Source organism: Rhodoferax sp., assembly GCF_018780565.1.
Lineage (GTDB): Bacteria > Pseudomonadota > Gammaproteobacteria > Burkholderiales > Burkholderiaceae_C > Rhodoferax.
Map to the genome: position 1 here is coordinate 1 of NZ_JADMJN010000003.1, position 18,283 is coordinate 18,283.

16 protein-coding genes are annotated in these 18,283 nt (G+C 59.8%); 8 read left to right on the top strand and 8 right to left on the bottom strand.

What is annotated here, in order from left to right:
* Window positions 1–84 precede the first annotated feature (84 nt).
* Genes IV109_RS04025 through IV109_RS04035 form a run of 3 tightly spaced genes read right to left on the bottom strand, consistent with a single transcriptional unit; the run spans window position 85 to window position 3,461 of the window.
* Window positions 85–1,008: an MBL fold metallo-hydrolase gene (locus IV109_RS04025; RefSeq protein WP_296692547.1), complete on the bottom strand. Its 924-nt coding sequence runs from the start codon at window positions 1,006–1,008 to the stop codon at window positions 85–87.
* A 20-nt stretch (window positions 1,009–1,028) separates the two neighbouring features.
* Entirely contained in the window at window positions 1,029–2,714 is a 1,686-nt protein-coding gene (locus tag IV109_RS04030; RefSeq protein WP_296692549.1) for an AMP-binding protein, read from the bottom strand.
* A gap of 21 nt (window positions 2,715–2,735) precedes the next feature.
* Complete coding sequence (locus tag IV109_RS04035; RefSeq protein WP_296692550.1) at window positions 2,736–3,461, bottom strand: hypothetical protein; 726 nt, start codon at window positions 3,459–3,461, stop codon at window positions 2,736–2,738.
* A 110-nt stretch (window positions 3,462–3,571) separates the two neighbouring features.
* Here IV109_RS04035 and IV109_RS04040 point away from each other — a divergent pair, with 110 nt between their 5' ends.
* From IV109_RS04040 to IV109_RS04050, 3 genes are all read left to right on the top strand, one after another.
* Entirely contained in the window at window positions 3,572–4,078 is a 507-nt protein-coding gene (locus IV109_RS04040) for a hypothetical protein (protein WP_296692552.1), read from the top strand.
* A gap of 19 nt (window positions 4,079–4,097) precedes the next feature.
* Window positions 4,098–5,717, top strand: a complete 1,620-nt coding sequence (locus tag IV109_RS04045) for a GMC family oxidoreductase (protein ID WP_296692554.1) — start codon at window positions 4,098–4,100, stop codon at window positions 5,715–5,717.
* 65 nt (window positions 5,718–5,782) lie between these two features.
* The gene (locus IV109_RS04050; RefSeq protein ID WP_296692557.1) at window positions 5,783–6,442 is read left to right on the top strand and encodes a Crp/Fnr family transcriptional regulator; all 660 of its coding nucleotides are present in this window, start codon (window positions 5,783–5,785) and stop codon (window positions 6,440–6,442) included.
* Window positions 6,443–6,457: 15 nt separating this feature from the next.
* On the opposite strand, the gene IV109_RS04055 is transcribed toward IV109_RS04050, so the two are convergent.
* The 4 genes from IV109_RS04055 to IV109_RS04070 all read right to left on the bottom strand — a co-directional run bounded on the left by IV109_RS04055 (window position 6,458) and on the right by IV109_RS04070 (window position 12,338).
* Window positions 6,458–8,356, bottom strand: a complete 1,899-nt coding sequence (locus IV109_RS04055; RefSeq protein ID WP_296692558.1) for a hypothetical protein — start codon at window positions 8,354–8,356, stop codon at window positions 6,458–6,460.
* 9 nt (window positions 8,357–8,365) lie between these two features.
* Window positions 8,366–9,355 carry a phosphatase PAP2 family protein gene (locus IV109_RS04060; protein WP_296692562.1) on the bottom strand — a complete coding sequence of 330 codons (990 nt, stop codon included), beginning with the start codon at window positions 9,353–9,355 and terminating at the stop codon, window positions 8,366–8,368.
* Between the two features lie 116 nt (window positions 9,356–9,471).
* Window positions 9,472–11,256: an adenylate/guanylate cyclase domain-containing protein gene (locus tag IV109_RS04065; RefSeq protein WP_366834224.1), complete on the bottom strand. Its 1,785-nt coding sequence runs from the start codon at window positions 11,254–11,256 to the stop codon at window positions 9,472–9,474.
* Between the two features lie 143 nt (window positions 11,257–11,399).
* Window positions 11,400–12,338, bottom strand: a complete 939-nt coding sequence (locus tag IV109_RS04070) for a DMT family transporter (protein ID WP_296692568.1) — start codon at window positions 12,336–12,338, stop codon at window positions 11,400–11,402.
* Between the two features lie 132 nt (window positions 12,339–12,470).
* On the opposite strand from IV109_RS04070, the gene IV109_RS04075 reads away from it, so the two are divergent.
* Both IV109_RS04075 and IV109_RS04080 read left to right on the top strand, forming a co-directional pair.
* Complete coding sequence (locus IV109_RS04075) at window positions 12,471–12,668, top strand: hypothetical protein (RefSeq protein ID WP_296692570.1); 198 nt, start codon at window positions 12,471–12,473, stop codon at window positions 12,666–12,668.
* Between the two features lie 28 nt (window positions 12,669–12,696).
* A complete protein-coding gene (locus tag IV109_RS04080) occupies window positions 12,697–13,479 on the top strand; it encodes a hypothetical protein (RefSeq protein WP_296692573.1) in 783 nt (260 codons plus the stop codon).
* A gap of 156 nt (window positions 13,480–13,635) precedes the next feature.
* Here the strand turns inward: IV109_RS04080 and hppD are convergent, their stop codons facing one another.
* A complete protein-coding gene (gene hppD / locus IV109_RS04085) occupies window positions 13,636–14,727 on the bottom strand; it encodes a 4-hydroxyphenylpyruvate dioxygenase (protein ID WP_296692576.1) in 1,092 nt (363 codons plus the stop codon).
* Window positions 14,728–14,929: 202 nt separating this feature from the next.
* Here hppD and IV109_RS04090 point away from each other — a divergent pair, with 202 nt between their 5' ends.
* From IV109_RS04090 to lnt, 3 genes are all read left to right on the top strand, one after another.
* Window positions 14,930–15,664, top strand: coding sequence for a GNAT family N-acetyltransferase (locus IV109_RS04090; RefSeq protein WP_296692580.1), 735 nt, complete (start codon window positions 14,930–14,932; stop codon window positions 15,662–15,664).
* A gap of 87 nt (window positions 15,665–15,751) precedes the next feature.
* Window positions 15,752–16,621: a transporter associated domain-containing protein gene (locus tag IV109_RS04095; protein ID WP_296692583.1), complete on the top strand. Its 870-nt coding sequence runs from the start codon at window positions 15,752–15,754 to the stop codon at window positions 16,619–16,621.
* Window positions 16,608–18,200, top strand: a complete 1,593-nt coding sequence (gene lnt, locus IV109_RS04100; RefSeq protein ID WP_296692587.1) for an apolipoprotein N-acyltransferase — start codon at window positions 16,608–16,610, stop codon at window positions 18,198–18,200. Before IV109_RS04095 ends, lnt begins: the two co-directional genes overlap by 14 nt.
* Window positions 18,201–18,283 lie beyond the last annotated feature (83 nt).

Below are 18,283 nucleotides of genomic sequence, written 5' to 3' on the forward strand. Positions count from 1 at the left end.
ATCGTCAGGCTATTAAACCGGAAAGCGCCCCATCAAGCGATGGGGCGTTTTTTTTCGTTTGCGATTTGAAGAAAAATTCGAACTTCAGATGTTATGAATCAGAGTTCCGTCACGCGACGCAGCTCCAGACTTGATCAGTTCTGTCACGAGATATTCGATCCAAGCGGGAAAGTCAACTTCCGCGAAGTTCTGTTTGTAGATTGTTACGAAATAGGGCGTTGAAGTTGCCCAGGCGATGAGCGCCGAGAGTTCTATGTTTTGAAACTCAAGAAGTTTGAACTTGACCAGCACTTTGGCTGCGTATCTGATATGTCTATCAGGCGCAACCATGAACCCATCCAGTCGTTTGCGCGCTGTATCAATGGACTTGGCGACGTCGGAAAATGGAGAGCCGTGGCCAGGAATCACGATCTGAGGCGATAGCGATTCGATCAGATCAATGGTTTGTGCGACTTCGTGGAATGCGGCATCACCTTCCAACTCAGGAAAAACCACACCAAATCCCACTTCCCAGAGTGCATCAGCCGAAATCAGTGTTCGGGACCTTGGTTCAAACAAAATGACTGAGTGCGAGTCGTGTCCCGGGGCGGCGTGAACCTCCCAATGGAGGTCTCCCAACGCCATCTCAGAGCCTGGTACGAGGACGGAGTCAAAGCCAAATTGAGGGCAAAGTTGACCTGTGGGCTCAAATGTCAGTGCGACGGGGTCCCAGTTACGTACGTACTCGGACAAACCGGGGGGGATCAAAGTTTGCAGAGCGGGGTATCTTTCTTGTAGCGCAGCGTTGCCGCCACAGTGGTCACTGTGCAAGTGGGTGTTCACCAGCAAATCAAGTGACCGATCGGCCAGCGCAGAGTCAACCAGCGCAACGGTTTGCTCGGCATGAGTCGCGTACCCACTGTCGATCAGTGCGCAAGACTGCTCCCCACAAATCAGAATATTGTTGGACGACAGCCAGCCACGCTCAAATACGGTAAGTCCAGGCGGGAGCGATGGCCGGTTAGCCACGGTAGCTCCCGGCAGGTGACTTAAGCTTCGACACGCAGTTCGCGGCGCAGAATTTTGCCCACATTCGACTTAGGCAAATCGTCACGGAACTCGATATGTCTTGGGCGTTTGTAGCCGGTCAAATGCTGCTGGCAGTACTTGGCGACATCTTCTTCGGTCAGGTGTGGGTCATCGCGCACAACGAAAACCTTGATGGCTTCACCTTGTTTTTCATCGGGAACGCCAATGACTGCGCATTCGACAACACCGTTGCACAGGGAAATGACATTCTCCAGCTCACTGGGGAAGACGTTAAAACCACTGACCAGAATCATGTCCTTCTTGCGGTCGACAATCTTCGTGTATCCGCGTGCATCCATGATGCCTACGTCACCGGTGCGCATGAAACCATCCGCCGTGAAGGCGTGCCTGTTTTCTTCGGGCTGTTTGTAATAACCCGTCATGACATTGGGGCCGCGAATGCAGATCTCGCCGGACTGGCCTTGGGGCAGGGAATGTCCGTCGTCGTCTTTGATGGCAATGTCAATACTGGGCAGTGGCAATCCAATGGTGCCTGAAAATTCCTTGGTAAGAACCGGATTGTTGGTGCCGATGGCACAAGTCTCGCTCATGCCCCAGCCCTCGACCATCGGACATCCCGTCGCTTCCAGCCAGTGTTTGGCGGTACCCGCCGATGCAGCCATGCCGCCAGCCTGTGAAACACACAGGTGAGAGAAGTCAACGGTTTTAAAGTCCGGGTGCTGCAACAGCGCATTGAACAAGGTATTCACGGCTGGTAGCAAATGGAATGGTCGTTTCTTGAGCGTTTTGATGAACCCACCGATATCACGCGGGTTGGGTATCAGGGTAAGGTGTGCGCCCCAGCGGATAGCCAGAAGCGACACTGTCAGCGCAAAGATGTGATACAGCGGCAGTGCTGCAATGGTGTTGGTTTTGCTGACATCACCGATGCGCGTCAGTGCCGGCGTGAACCAGGACTCAGCCTGCAAAACGGCGGCCACGATATTGCGATGAGTGAGTACTGCGCCCTTGCTTAGGCCCGTTGTGCCGCCGGTGTACTGAAGAAATGCAATCGAATCCAGCGTGCTGGGTGCCGACTTGAAGGGTTTGGATGAGCCCTCTGCGAGGGCCTGCCTGAAAGAGATTGCGGTCCTTCCGCCGGTCAGAATCAACTTGTAGGGGGGGACGATCCGCGCCACGTGCCTGACCGCGAAGCTGATCCATCGCCCATACAGTGAGCCCAGCAAATCGCCCATGGATGCAACGACAACATGCTTGACCTGGGTGTTGTCAATGACCTCGGCCAGTGTCGCGGCAAAGTTTTCCAGAACGACAATGGCCGTAGCGCCCGAGTCTTTCAACTGGTGCTCCAACTCACGCGCGGTGTAGAGCGGATTCACATTCACACAGGTGTAACCAGCGCGCAGGATTGCAGCCATGGTCACAGGGAATTGGGGTACGTTGGGCAGCATGATCGCCACCCGGGCGCCGGGCTCTAGCCCTTTGCTTTGAAGCCAGGCGCCAAAGGTCGCCGACAGCTTGTCAAGTTGACCGTAGGTCATCCAGCTTTCCATGCAGACCGAGACAGGTTTGGCGGCATTCTTCTGGAAGGACTCCTCCAGCAAATGCGTCAACGAGCGGTATTGTTCGGGATTGATCTCGGCGGGAACGCCTTCGGGGTAACTCTTGAGCCAGATTTTTTCCATGGAAACTCCTTGTCTTTGTGACTATTGTGCCCGCGCATTGCCTGCCGGGGCTATCGGGGGTTCTCCCAGTATTTGAGCCAGGTTGGTCTCGCAGGCGACAGAGTTTCCTTCGAAAAGCAGCGCGATCAAGGCCCGTTCACGCGCCTGCACCGTTGACAGAAAATAGGTGGCCCCATCGCCCTTGCGCCCCATCGCGGCAAACGTGTCAAAGCCGGACTCCAGGAATCGCTGCAAGGCTCCCAGTCCCGCCAGGTTGGCCGGACTGCGCATCATCTTCAACATCAAGCGCAAACCCGGCATGCGAGTGAGTCGATCCAACTCATGGCCAACGCTCATCACGGTTTCTACCTGGGTCTGGCGATCTGCGCGGCGGTCTACTTCTCGCCACGCTGCCACATAGCGGGCCACCTCATGGCCCTTGCCGCTGTTCAGCCAGCATTGACCCATGGCCAGATCAAGTTCTTCCGTCAGGCGGTGCAAGCGAGCTAGCGATACCGCCGTCTGGACCACCTGCTCCGGAAATATGCGTTCCAGTGCCCCTGCGATACGTGCAAACTGGGCATCGCGGCTCGAATAGTCCTTCTCGCTGTACAGCTCCTCCAGAAAAAAGAGTGCCGCTGGCTTGTACTGGCTTGAGCCAAGCATGTCGGCGTAAGTGCCCTTGAATCGCCGTGCCTGGAAATGCTTGACCTCGCTCACGGCCTGGGCCAGTCCGGGCGTTGCTGCAGCAGTTTTGCGAAGCGTCATAACCCGCTCCACTGCATCTCGAATAATTGTTTTAGCGTCCATATAAACCCCAAGTCTATCTAGGTGCGGCGCCCTACAGATGGTGTGCAGTTGCGTGCGATATTCTCAAGATGCAAAGAAGAACACTGCTCAAATTGGGCGCCACGTCCATTGCCGTGCTGATCGTGGCTGGTGGCGCCAGCACCTTGTTGCAACCTGGTCTGCAGCAAGGCAAGTTGACAGCCGCTGGCCGGGCATTGTTTTCCAGTGTGGCGAGCGCCATCTTGCAGGGCACGCTTCCGGCGGCCGCCACCGAGAAGCAGTTGGCCCTCGCTGGCATGCTGCAACGCATCGACGCCATGGTGCAGGCATTTCCGCCGCACGTACAGGCCGAACTATCTCAATTGCTGGGCCTGCTGGCCACGGGCCTTGGCCGACGCACATTGGCCGGGCTGGCTACGGACTGGCCTGACGCCAGCATTGGGGCGGTGCAAGAGGCCCTGCAGTCCATGCGCATGTCGCGTCTGGCGCTGCGCCAGCAAAGCTACCACGCACTACACGACATCGTGGGCGCAGCTTACTTTTCGGATGCCAGTACCTGGTCTGTGCTGGGCTATCCCGGCCCCGTCACCATCTAAATCGAAAACGAGTCATTTCATGAGCAGTTTGCAGGATCCGATCCGCGAGGGATTGAAACGTGGCTGGAAGGTGTTGGGCGGTGCCCATGGTGTGCTTCCCGAAAAAATCACTTGTGATGTTGCCATCATTGGCTCGGGCGCCGGGGCCGGCATCACCGCTGAACTGCTCACACGGGCCGGCTTGAAGGTTGTCATGGTCGAAGAAGGGCCGCTGAAAAGCAGCACCGATTTCAATCAGAAAGAGGCCGAAGCCTACCCCTCGCTGTACCAGGAAAGCGCCGGTCGCAAGACCGAAGACAAAGCCATCACCATCCTGCAGGGGCGATGCGTAGGCGGCTCCACCACGGTTAACTGGACCAGCTCGTTCAGGACGCCCGCCAGTACCTTGAACTACTGGCAGCAGCACTTTGGACTGAGCGACTACACCAGCGATGCCCTTGCACCTTACTTTCAGCAAGCTGAAACACGGCTCAACATTGGCACCTGGCTGACGCCCCCGAACGAAAACAACGATCTGCTGCGCCGTGGCGCGGCCAAGCTGGGCATCCCGGCAGCAGCCATTTCGCGCAACGTCAAGGGCTGCTGGAACTTGGGTTCCTGCGGCATGGGCTGCCCGACCAACGCCAAGCAATCGATGCTGGTCACCACCATCCCCGCCGCGCTGGATCTGGGCGCAACTTTGCTGGTGGAAACGCGGGCCCAGACTTTCGAGCTGGCCAATGGGCGCGTGCAATCAGTGAAGTGTGTGGCCGTAAAACCCAATGGGGCCTCCGTGGAGGCTGTCTCGTCAGCTACAACAATCGTAGCAGAGCACTTTGTGCTGTCAGCTGGCGCCATCAACTCGGCAGCCTTGCTGCTGCGTTCGCATGCTCCTGACCCGCATGGTCGCCTGGGCACACGTACCTTTTTGCATCCAGTGGTCATGTCAGCGGCCATCATGGAGCAAAGGGTGCAGGCCTGGGCCGGGGCGCCGCAAACCATCTACACCGACCACTTCATGGACACCCAGCCCATTGACGGACCGATCGGTTTCAAGCTCGAAGCGCCGCCGCTGCATCCGGTCATCTTTGCCTCCACTGTGTCGGGTTACGGGCAGGCACAGGCGGATTTGCTGGCCAAGTTTCCTCACACCCATGTGCTGCTGGCCCTGTTGCGTGACGGTTTTCACGAGCAGGCCGCTGGCGGACGAGTCAAGCTGCGCGCCGATGGCTCGGCCTTGCTGGACTACCCGCTGACCGACTTTGTCATGGAGGGCGCGCGCCGTGCCTTGCTGGCCATGATGGAAATCCAGTTTGCCGCAGGTGCCCGCCAGGTCTTGCCCCTGCATGAAATGGCACGCCCGTACACCGGCTGGACCGAGGCCAAGCAAGCTGTCGATGCGCTGCCCATGAAACCCTTGCTGACCAAGGTCGTCAGTGCGCATGTGATGGGCGGTTGCGGCATGGCCGGCAGCGAAAAGCTTGGCGTTACACGCCCCAACGGCTTGCACTGGCAGTTGGACAACCTGTCGATTCACGACGGCTCCATTTTTCCGACCAGTATTGGCGCCAATCCGCAGCTGTCGATCTACGGCACGGTGAACCGTTTGGCGCAAGGGCTGGCCCAGCGCCTGTCGGGCAAGGCGCTCACCCTGGCCTGACGCCTGCGGCACAAGCCGGAAAACACGGTCATGCTAGAGTGCGGCAGTTCGCCCCACACACTTCTATGACCGCCTCACGCCAAGCCGCAATTCAGGAAAAAACACTCTCTACCTTGAGCCCGGCTTTACGCAGCCTGGCGCAGCGTGGCACGCTGCGCAGCTACGCCAAGAACACCATCATCGTGTCCGAAGGCGATGCCGGCGACACCCTGTTTGTGCTGACCAAGGGCCATGTTCGCGTGTTCGCATCCGATCTTGATGGCCGGGAAATCACCTTTGGCCATATCCATGCAGGCGACTATTTTGGCGAAATGTCACTGGATGGTGGACCCCGTTCGGCCTCGGTCGTGACACTTGAGTCCTGCACCTGCGCCGTGGTGACCCGCGCCGCCGTGCGCGATCATCTGGACCAGGAGCCCGGCTTTGCGATGGACCTCGTGGCCCAGGTCATCCGGCGCGCCCGCAACGCCACGGAATCTGCCCGCAGCATGGCGCTGATGGATGTGTACGGGCGCGTGTCGGTCCTGCTGGAGAGTTACGGCGGTCCGGGCAGCCCGGAGCAGCCGGTTGAAATCACCGCCATCACCCACCAGGACATCGCCAGCCGAGTCGGCGCCTCCCGCGAGATGGTGAGTCGTTTGCTGAAAGATCTTGAAAAAGGTGGCTATATCCAGCTCGGTATCAAGCGCCTGACGCTGCTCAGCAAGCTACCGGCGAACTGGTAGGCGCGCCCTCGCTTTTTACAGCGCGTTGAAGACCTTGCGGGTGATTTGCGGCGCTGCATCACTGGTGCCCACCAAACGCGCCACACCGCCGCTGCGCGTGCTCGCCGCCTTCAAGCCCAGCAGTATCGGGTTTTCATCACTGCAAGCCTGCATGTCCGGCACCTTGACGATGCCCGGCCGCTCGGGTCGCGTGGCATCGGGGTCTGGCTTGCGCGGCGAATAGTGTGCCCAGGTCGAGCCCGTTACACGCACGCCGCCCACCGAGATGGTTTTGGCCCCTGTGGCAATGCTGTTGAAACTACCGCTGCGCCGAATGGGCGAAGGGTTGTCCGGGTGATCCACAAACGAGCCCGGGTTGCCACTGGTGTCATACCAGCGGTCTTCAAAGTGCGATTGCTCGGCACCTGTTTGCACCCCGATGATCTGGTCATCCCGCTCCACATAGGCGTCTACCGTTACCTTGCCTGCCTGGGTGTTGCTGATCGTCACCTGCCACACGCCGCTGGGCGCGGTGGCCGTCTTCTTGTCAAAGGCCAATGTCGGGGCCACGGCGATCAAGGCACAGGTGCCGTGGGCACCGATCGCCACACGCTGTGGATAAATCAGTGCACACAGGGGCTTGCCATCCGCTGTGTTCCAGGTGCCAGACTCGCCCCATTTGAGGGGCGGCAGGCTGGGTTGCCCCGGTGGCGTCAGTTGCACGGCAATGCCTTGCGCCCCGGCAGGGAGCCACAGTTCCAGAAAATTTTGAGTCAAATCGGCCGCTTGCCCCCGCCAATCAAGTGTAATTTGCTCACCTTTTGATAGCGTTGTGTTGGCATGCGTGCGGCTCTGGTAGCTGTTGCTGGCGGGCAGAACGATTTGCAGGTGCCCGGCTTTCAGGGTGATGAGCTGGTCCATCGCCGCCTCCAGCACCGAGCTGCCGTCATGTGGCCCGGCCAGCGTGCCCCAACTCAGGTTCACGGCCACTTTGGCCTTGGCGGTGCAGCGTGCCAGGATGAACATCAGGCCGTCCATGATGTGCACATTCATCGAGCCGCCCGAGGTGTCCAGCACCGTGTCCCAGTCCAGCTGTACGGCCACGATATCGCAGCGGCTGGCCTCGTCGTCCGCCTGGGCCCAACTGGGTGGCGCATCGGGGTGGGGCGGCGCGCCCGCTATCTGGGCCAGCACTGTGCGTGGGCCGCAGGCAATGTCCAGCACATGGGTGCCGTGGTTCACGCGCTTGTTCAGTTCCATGCCCATCTTGAAATGGGTGTACACCGCCGTCTCGTCCACCAGGCCGCCATAGGTGTTGTTCTGCATGGCCTGGTCGATGTCGGCCGCCGTCAGCGCATGGCCGTAGTTCAGGTCAGTGGGCGTCTGGCCCACGCCCTTGTGGTCTTGCCGCCAAAAGTGCTGGATGCGTGTCTTGCCCTTGCGCAGGAAATTGGCCTGTGCAAAAGCCAGGCCACCGTCAATCAGGCCCATCACCTTGCCATCCAGCAAGGCCGGCGGCTTGGCCTGGCTGGATGTGGTGGGCGCGGTCGGGTCGTCGGCATGGTGGCCAGCGGGCAGCCCCAACTCAAAGCGCTGCACCAGTGCGTGCAAACTGCCCCCGGGCTGGATGTGCTTGAAGAAAGCCGGTCGCACCCGTGCCGTGCAATAACGCAGCCCGGTAGGTGCGGTGGCTGAGGTGTACACCGGTGGCACATACAGCCACACGGGTGAGGCTGCCGCCAGCAACTGCGCTACGCTGACGCCGGGCGCCAGCTCGACCAGCAGCGGCAGCCACTTGGGCGGCTTGCTCAGCCCATAGCCGGCAAAGTTGTCGGCTTCGGCCCAGATCAGGTAGGGGTCAAAACCTGCGGTGGCGCCTGGTACGGCCCAGTTGATGCCGGTAAAGCCCCCTTGGGGCAGAGGAGTCCAGTGCATGGTGGCGCCTTATTGGAGGGGAGCCCATTCCGCAGCGGCTTGGGTCCACATGAAATTCAGCAAGGGCGAGGCGGCGACCGCATGGCTGCCGGCCATCAGTTCGTAGTAGCCGCTCTGGTTGTCGGCCATGGAGACCCGTGGGTCAAAGTCGATCACATGGCCCTTGGCATCGTGGAACTTGCGGCCATCAAAGCCGCGCTCGTGCAGCTTGGCGGTGGTGCAGCGTGCCACCATGAAATCGGCCAGCACCGTGCCCAGCAGGCGCCCCACCGCGCTGTCTACCGGGTAGTGCAGGCCGGCGACTGTGCGGTTGACGGCAATGCGCGCGGCCAGCCGCTCCAATTGCTCGCGGTACTTGCCGCCGTGCGGCAACAGCGATTGCAGCAGTGCGCAAGTCAGATAGGCTTCGGTGGCGTGGCCGCTGGGCCAGCTGGCGTGGCCGGGTGTGGGGATCATCGGCTGGATTTGGGGTGACAGATCGACCGGACGCTGGCAGGCAAAACCGTGCTTGAAGCGCATCTCGACGTGCGTCGCCAAGGACATGGCCAGGTCCAGCAGCTCCAGCGTGTATTTGTGGCGGTGCGCCGTCAAGCCGATGATGGAGGCCCAGAAGGCGCCCCCGCCATTGACTTGCGCCAGAATTTCAGCGCCCCGGTCCTCGCGCAGCTCGGCATAGTTGGCCACCAGGTCCAACTGCTGCTTGAAGATTTTCTCGGTGGGGCGCACCAGCCGCGCCAGCGCCAGGTCTTTGAGCGGCTTCTTGCCCAGGTCCACAAAGCCCAGTGTCATCGAGGTTTTGGCCTGGTTGACGTTGAAATGCAGGCCGGACAACAACTCCAGCTCGCACACCGCCATGCGCGGACCGACGGCCCAGTCGGCCAGGCGTTCGGCTTTGTCCAGCGGCGTGGGCAGGGTGGCGGGGAGGGTAGCGCCCTGGAAGGGGCCTACCAGGGCAGCGCGGTTTGTGGACAGGGCATGCGCTTCTACGGCCGGGTCCATGGCGTACCCGCCGCTATACCCGCCGCTATACCCGCCGCTATACCCGCCGCTATACCCACCGCTATACCCACCGCTATACCCACCGCTCATATCATTTTCCTTTTAAATTGTTGAAACTAATTTTCCGCGAGATTCAATGCGCGCAACGCGATCACGCAACGTTGTCGCGTGACGCTGCTAGCGCTTCCAATCGCAAGATAGCTTGCAATTGTCAGTCCTGGTGTTTCTTGTAACAGAGAGTTCAACGTGGTACGCGCCTCGCCTACCAATCCGGCTTCTACTTGCGCAGTGAGAAGTACTCGCAAGGTTGGAGCGTGATGTCGATTTGCTCTCAAGGATTGCCGAGCAAATGCAATTGCCTGAGCCTGTTCATTGACCGTCAATAGTGCCGCCGACAAAAGCATGTCGAAGTAGTATTTAAGTGGGTCAATAGGCGATAGTGCATTGGCATACTCAACCTCAACAACCGCGTCTCTTGGCGCACCCCACATAGTGGAAAGAACGCTCTTGAATAACCATGCCATTGGTTCGCTTGGGTTTGAAGCCATTGATTGCTGAAGTCTTTGATTTGCTAGTTCTATGTTCCCGAGCAATTGACAATGTGCATGTCCTTCAATGGCAAGCGTTAGTGCGTTGCCCGGTTCAATGTCGAGCGCTCGTTTAGTTTGATCAAGAGCCAACTGGGTGTCTTTTCCAGGCGCATCGCTCAACCCCCGGATGACCCGCATGATGTGCCACTTGGCTAGCCAAGCCCTCGGGGTTGCGATGCGGCCATGCCGTTCTATCAATGCTTCCAGGGTCAAGCGGCTGCGGTCGAAGTCGCGTACAGACGAACGATGCATCATTGAAATACCGCCCAGCAGCAGAGAACTGCTGTCCAGTCGTGGCATCGGCTGCACCAGGGCTTGCTGAACCTCCGCATCGAGTAGCGCGCGCGATGTTGCTGCAGCAATCCCATTGAGTAGTTCGCTCTGGGTCTGCAATAAATCAAATGTCTCCCCTGACACACGATCAGCCCAGATGATTTCGTTGTTGCGTGTGTCCGCCAGCTCCGCCATGATCAAAATCTTGCCGCCGCTGGCGATGTAGCTGCCCGACAGCACGAACGAGGCATCCAGCCGCGACTCGACTTCTGGCATGGCGCCGGCTCGTCCCCGGAATGCGGTGGTGGACAGGCGTGAGATGACGCGAAGGTCCGGGCTACGCGAAAGTTGCCCAATGACACCATCGGCAATCAGCTCGCCAATCACAAAATGCTCAGGCTCGTTGCTGCGCGCTTCAAACGGAATCACGGCAATGGTGGGCCGGAAGTCTGGTGCCAAAGTCTTGTTCGACGGTATCACCGGCGCATGCCCCACCGGCCCCACCCGGTAGGTGCGCACCGGTTCTTTGACGTGCTTGAGGTGGCATTCGCCCAGGTCTTCAATGTCGGCGTCCAGTGCTGCGGTCAAGCCGTCGCGCAGATCGGCGGACACCACCAGCTCGTCCGGGCCGGCGAGGGAACACAGGCGGGCGGTCAGGTTGACATCGCTGCCATAAATATCATGCTGGTCGCTGACGAACTCCGCCACGTGCGCGCCCATGCGCAGGTGCATTTTTCGCTCGGAGGCAATGCCTTGGTTGGCCTGCTGGCTATAGCCCTGCAACTCAAAAGCGGCTTTGGAGCAGCCCTGCGCGCTGGCAAACTCCAGCATCAGGCCGTCGCCCAGGCTTTTGACAATGCGCCCGCCATGCTGCGGCAGGATGTGGTGCTCGGCCTGTGCCACCAGCTCGCGCCAGCGCTGCACAAAGTCGTCTTCGTCCAGCTCCATCAAGCGCACCGACTCCACCACGTCCATCACCATCAGCACTTTGGTGTGCCGGGGCTGGAAGTTGGGCAGGTCCGTCGCAGGGGGCGTCATTGCATCTTGATTGATTGGGACAACCTTCCATTCTGGCGGAAGTATTGGCAGGCGGTGTGACACTCATGCATCAGTATGCGCATCGATCTCCACACTGTTGTATCAACGCTGAAAAAAGCCCTTGCACAGCCCGTCTTGCGCAGTCAGTTGGCGGCAGCTTTGTACAAGCTGAAATTCGCGCAGGCGCCATAAAGAACGCCCGTTGAAACCAGGCCTATGGCCACGCATTCCACCATGCTGATACCGTCCCCGGCAATCCAGCGGCCGAACAAGAGGGCCAGGATCGGCACGCAAGCCACCACCATGCTAAAGCGCTGGCTGCCCATTCTCACAACGATAAAACCCAGCAGTGCCACAAACAAAGCGCCAGCCCCCACACCTTGATACAGCACCTGAATGATCAACTCGGGCACCGGTGTGTCCATGATTCTGCTTTGCAGGGGCGAGGCCATATACCAGGGCACCACCACCAAGCCTGAATACACCGCAACCATCGCCGCGCCTTGCATTGGCGGCACCTGATTTTTTTGAATGTACACAAGGTAGATAGCGCCAAACGCAGAAGCACAGAGAAAAAGCAGGTCGCCCAACACTGTTTGTGGCGTGAACGCTGCGCCGCTGGAATTTAGCAACAGCACGACGGCGCCCAGCGCTATCAGTGCCAAGCTGGTCAACTGAATTCGCGATGGTGGCTGCCGGTAGAACAACCACGCCCACACCGCCACCCATACCGAAATAAAGCCAGGCCCCAAGGCCGATGCGTGGGCCGCCGGCGCAAACTGCAGGCCGATAACGGTTGTCAGGTGGGTGCCCCAGCCCTGGAAAAATGCCAGAAGAAAACCCACGACCAGCAGGCGGCGCGACATCTCGCGCAGATGCATCAAGAAATAAGGCAAAAGGATGAGCCCGCCGATGCCGCAGCGCATCAGGATCAAGTCATAAGGGGTCAGCGTCTTGGTGACCGCTAGTCGGGTCACTGCGGGCGAGCTGGCCACAAGCAGGATGAAGGCGACCAGGGCCAGGTGGGTCTGCCAGCCGCTCGTGGCTGGGTTGGGGGCGGCGGTTGAAGAGTATGTGCGCATGGTGCCTTGGCCGATGGTCAGCCCGCAGTGTACCCATGCAAGGTGCGCAAGCGCTGTGCCAGACATCGTCTGCTATATTCAGCGCGGTTGTCCGCTCGGGCGACCATCATTCAACAATGACAGGAGCATGCAATGCAAAAAGTACAGACCGGTGACAAGGCAATTTCCCCCGCAATCGCGGCCAACACACAGACGAAGGTCGTGCAAATGGGCGCTGGCGGATTTGTGACGCCAGCCGTCAAGGCGCATGTGCAGAAGAAGGTTGTGCAAATGGGTTCTGGCTTTGTGTCGCCCACTGTCAGGGCACATCTGCAAAAGAACGCGGGTTGATTTTGCTTTGATGGGAGGCCAATAGCCTATGCAGCCGGATACACCAAGCGATGATGACGTAACGGTAACGTTTCACCGGGTCTATCCGGCCGCAATCCCCCCGATGCGGGCGGACAAATCGGCCATGGGTATCATGCCCACCATGGCGTTTCGCCATTGTGAGCCGATGCGCATGGCGTCTTCATTTGGTTGGTACATATTCCCGCCTGAGGACATCTTTTTGAAGTGGAACGGGGCGGACGTTTTTTTCAAGCAGGATGACGAATGGGTGCCGCTGTCCAAAGCTTACCTGCCAGGGTTTGCGGAATATTGGGACGCGAATGCGCCCGAAGAGATGCAGGGTTTGGCCCCGCCATTTCTGTCTTGCCTTCCGGTGCGGGGCATTGTGCAGATTTGGTCAGGCTTGCTTTGCGGCACGCGTCCTGGCTGGAGTGTGCTGGTGCGACCGGTCGCCAATGTCCGTGGCAGCCATCTTTATTCGTGTTCTGAAGGTTTGGTGGAGTCGGACTCTTTCCATCCATTCCCGCTATTCACCAACATCCAGTTGATCGCCACCGATGTGCCGATCGAAATTCCAAAGGGCGTGCCCCTGTTTCAAATTCAACCCTTGATGCGCGGCACCTATGGCGATGCCGCGCACCGCTATGAGGACCGTGAAGGAATGGGTCTCCTGGCCAACGGTGAACCCGCCATGTCCGAAGCCGATTGGGCGGGCTACCGCAAGACGATTCGGGTTGAGGTGGACGACGCGCCTGCCGAGTCGGGGCAATACACGGCTGCAACCCGTAAGCGCACGAAGCACGAGGATTAAGCGCGGGCTCGTGCCCCGCTTTTTGCCGGGAACCCGGTCGCCGCCCCCTCCCCAGGTGTCATCGCTTGAACAACAGGTCTTCGGGTAGTGTGGCCTTGGCTGGCAGATCGCTCAGACCTTGAACTTGCGCATACAGCGGTGTGAAATCCGGCGCAGTCATGCCGTCAGCGCACCGCGGCGTATCTGGTCCAGCTCCATGGTCTCGAACAGGGCCTTGAAGTTGCCCTCGCCAAAGCCTTCGTTGCCCTTGCGCTGAATGAACTCAAAGAAGATGGGGCCGAGCTGGTTCTCGCTGAAAATTTGCAGCAGCAGTTCGCCCGGTTTGCCATCGAGCAGGATGTTGCGTTGCTGCAGCGCGGTCACGTCTTCGCCATGGTTGGGGATGCGCTTGTCCAGCAACTCGTAATAGGTGTCGCTGGTGCTCAGCAGTTTGACACCACTCATCTGCAGGGCGTCCACGGTGTCCAACAAGTTGCTGGAGCCCAGCGCGATGTGCTGGATGCCTTCGCCGTGGTAACGGTCCAGGTATTCCTGAATCTGCCCCGGCTTGTCGTTGCCCTCTTCATTGATGGGGATGCGGATTTTGCCGCAAGGGCTGGTCATGGCCTTGCTTTTGACGCCGGTGCTCTGGCCTTCCAGATCGAAGTAGCGCACCTCGCGAAAGTTGAACAGACGCATATAAAAATCAGCCCACTCGGCCATGCGGCCGCGGTGCACGTTGTGGGTGAGGTGATCGATGTAGGTCAAGCCGTGGCCGACCGGGTTCAAGGCCTCTGACGCCTCAATGCCGGGCAGGGCTTCGAAGTCCACGTCGAAGAAGCCGATGTTGCCAATGTCGCCCTCTTTGGCGCCATTCTTGCCGCGCCAACGGTCCACCAGATAGATCAGCGAATCGCCAATGCCCTTGATGGCCGGGATGTTGAGCTCGCCCGGGCCCACCTTGCCTGCATAGCCAAAGGCACCCAGGTCCAGCGCGCGTTCATACGCGGCCTTGACGTCCTGCACGCGAAAGGCGATAGCGCAAATGCTGGGTCCGTGCAGGCGCGCAAAGCGCTGGGCAAACGAGTCCGGCTCGGCGTTGATGAGGAAGTTGATGCCGCCCTGTCGGTACAGGGTGACGTTTTTGTGCCGGTGTCTGGCCACGGGCCTGAAGCCCATGCGTTCAAACAGGGCGCCCATGGCGGCGGGGTCGGGGGCGGCGTATTCGATGAACTCAAAGCCATCGGTTCCCATCGGGTTGTCCCACATGTCGTTTGTCTCCAGTTGGGTGGCACATAATGTGAGTGTGCGCTTGCATTATGTTATGGGTATGCTGTTCAAGCATTCCAGCGTTCAAGATGGCCGAGCCAGCGTTGTTTTGGCGCGTGTGAAAGCGACGATGGCATTGCCTTTGTAAGTTAATGTTGGGATTGGGTGGCTTCACCTAGGGAAAACCCTTATAGTTGGAGTCATGATTGAAACCAAAGCTTTGATCAAGGCATCGCTGGACGCTGGCAAGGGGCTGTTGCGCCCGCCAGCGGAAGATGACCCGTCGTCTGCGAAGTCGAAGGTGCCGCCGGTTCTGGTGCCAATCCGTTCTCTGGGGGCGAACCATCGCGAGCGCATCGCCCTGCATTTGCTGGCTCTGGATGTGCACGATCGCTACCTGCGCTTTGGCTTTGCGGCGACTGATGAGCAAATTCAGCGTTATGTCGACGGCCTGAACTTCGAGCGCGACGAAATCTTTGGTATTTACAACCGGCGCCTGGAGCTGATTGCCATGGCGCATCTGGCTTTTGAACCGGACAGCACCGTGGCGGATGCCTGCGCCGAGTTTGGTGTTTCCGTATCCAAATCGGCTCGCGGGCGGGGCTATGGTGCCCGCCTGTTTGACCGGGCTGCGATGCACGCGCGCAATGAGGGCGTGCACCGCATGTTGATCCACGCCCTGAGCGAAAACACCGCCATGTTGAAAATTGCCCGAAATGCCGGGGCCAAGGTGGAGCGGGACGGGTCTGAGTCTGAGGCGCTTTTGCATCTGCCACCGGCGACATTGGATACCCGATTGTCGGAGCTGGTGGCTGAGCACATGGCGCAGACCGATTACCAGATCAAGGTTCAGGTCAAGCAGTTTTGGGATGTGATGGCCGAGGTACAAGCCATCCGCCGTGATGCGCAGGACGCGCAACAGATCAGCCCCAAATAACACCGTTCAGCGGGCCGACATCCGCCGGTCATGGCGATCCGCTATCCTAGAGGGTCGTAAACAACTGCATGTCCTGCTTACCTGGCTGTGTCAGACACCCAACCCGCGCGACTTCCTGACAGGGAAGACAAGCGCACGTTCCTGCAAAAACTGGCGGAGTTTCTTCATCCCGGGCCCGATTCCGCGGCTGAGTTGATTGAAACCCTGGCCGAGGCCGAAGAAAACAACATCATTGGCGCCGAATCGCGCGTCATGCTCGAAGGTGTGATCCGCATGGCGGACATGACCGCCGGCGAAGTGATGGTGCCCGCCACGCGCATGGACATGGTCAATATTGGGGACTCCTACGATGTGTTGATGCATGGCGTGATCGACACGGCGCATTCCCGCTTCCCGGTGTACGAGGGTGAGCGCGAGAACATCATTGGCATCCTGATGGCCAAGGACCTGCTCAAGCTCCAGCGCGCGCCGGAGCTCAATATCCGGGCCCTGCTGCGCCCCGCTGTTTTTATTCCCGAGACCAAGGGACTGAACGATTTGCTGCGCGATTTTCGCGGCAACCGCAACCACCAGGCCATCGTGATCGACGAATTTGGCCGTGTGGCGGGGCTCATCACGATTGAGGATGTGCTGGAGCAAATCGTCGGCGAGATCGAGGATGAGTTTGACATTGACGAAGACGAGGGCGATATCTTTGGGCTGGCGGACCGCACTTACCGCGTCAGCGGGGATACCTCCATTGACCGGGTCAACGATGTGTTCTGCGTCAAGCTGTCCGCCGCGGACCCCGAGGATGAGTTTGACACCATCGGAGGCCTGATTGCCCATGAGATGGGGCACGTACCCAAGCGTGGCGAGCGCCACACCATTGCGGGGCTGGACTTTGTGGTGCTGCACACCAAGGGCGGTGCCGTGAAATGGTTCAAGGTTTCACCGGCGGCCGATGAGGCTGTTTGAGGGGGCGTCCTGGTGGCGCGCTGCGCTGGCCCTGCTGGCGGGTTGCGCGCAGGCGGCCAGTATGGCCTGGCCTTTTGAGGCGCTGAATTTTTCTTTTTTCTGGGGTGGCTTGAACGCGGGCCAATCGGTCTGGTGGCTCCAACTGTTGGCTTTGGGTTTGCTGGCATGGCTGCTGACCCCAAGCCGCGGACGCACTGGCGGCGCGCGACTCGCCGTCGGGTATGGCTGGTTGTTCGCTACCGCCTGGTTGGCGGGCAGCTTCTGGTGGACCTTTATCGCCATGCATACCTATGGCGGATTGCCGGCCTTGCTGGCCGTAGTGGCCGTGTTGGCACTGGCTGGCTTGCTGGCCTTGTTCTATGCCGCAGCTTGTGGGGCTTTTGTGGCGCTGGCCCCTGAAAACAAAATACTTTCTGCTATTGTTTTTGCGGCATTCTGGTTGCTGGCCGAGCTGGCGCGTGGCACCTGGTTGACCGGCTTTGGCTGGGGTGCTGCCGGGTATGCCCATGTGGATGGCGTGCTGGCGGCTTACGCGCCGTGGCTGGGCCTGTATGGTTTGTGTGCGCTGGCGGCGTGGCTTGCGATGACCCTGGCGGGCCTGGCAAAGGGGGCGTCCTGGCCTGAGCGACTGGCGGGCCTGGCCGTCGCTTTGCTGGTACTGAGCCTGCCGCCGGTGTACCGCATGCTGGCCCCGGACATGACGACATCCAGCGGTCGTCTCGGCGTTGCGCTCTTGCAGGGCAACATTCCCCAGGACGAGAAGTTCGAAACCGGCACCGGCGTGCCATTGGCCTTGCGCTGGTATGCCGAGCAACTGCAGGGCAGCAGCGCATCGCTGGTGATTGCGCCCGAAACGGCGATTCCGGTATTGCCGCAACAGCTGCCCCCCGAGTATTGGGATGGGCTGCAGGCGCGCTTTGCCAAAGGGCCGCAGGCAGCCTTGATTGGCACCCCCCTGGGCAACCATGAGCAGGGCTACACCAACTCGGTCGTGGGCCTGAAGCCGGGGCTGGCGCAGCCCTGGCGTTACGACAAGCACCATCTGGTGCCGTTTGGCGAATTCATCCCGCCGATGTTTCGCTGGTTCACCGAGATGATGAACATTCCCTTGGGGGACTTCAACCGTGGTGCCCTGGTGCAGCCGCCGTTTGAGTGGCAGGGGCAGAGGCTGTCTCCCAACATCTGCTACGAGGATTTGTTTGGCGAGGAACTGGGCCCGTACTTTGGCGACCCGGCGCAGGCGCCGACTGTCTTTGTCAATGTCAGCAACCTGGCGTGGTTCGGCAAGGGGCTGGCGCTGGATCAGCACTTGCAGATTGCCCGCATGCGGGCCCGGGAGTTTGCGCGGCCCTTCCTGATGGCGACCAACACCGGTGCGACGGCCATCGTGGATCACCGGGGTGTTGTCGCAGCGACGCTGCCGCGCGATACCCGCGGTGTTCTGGTGGGCGAGGTGGAGGGCCGAAACGGCGTTACGCCCTATGCCTGGTGGGTGTCGCGCTTCGGCCTGTGGCCATTCTGGATCGCTGCTCTGGGCCTGGTGTTGATAGCGGCGCGCCGCGGTTTGCGAAAACGCTAGGTCACGGTCCAGTCCCGGCCTTAGGCTGCGGCCCTGGAACCCCCGTAAAATCAATGTTTTACACGACAGTGTCACAAGCCAGT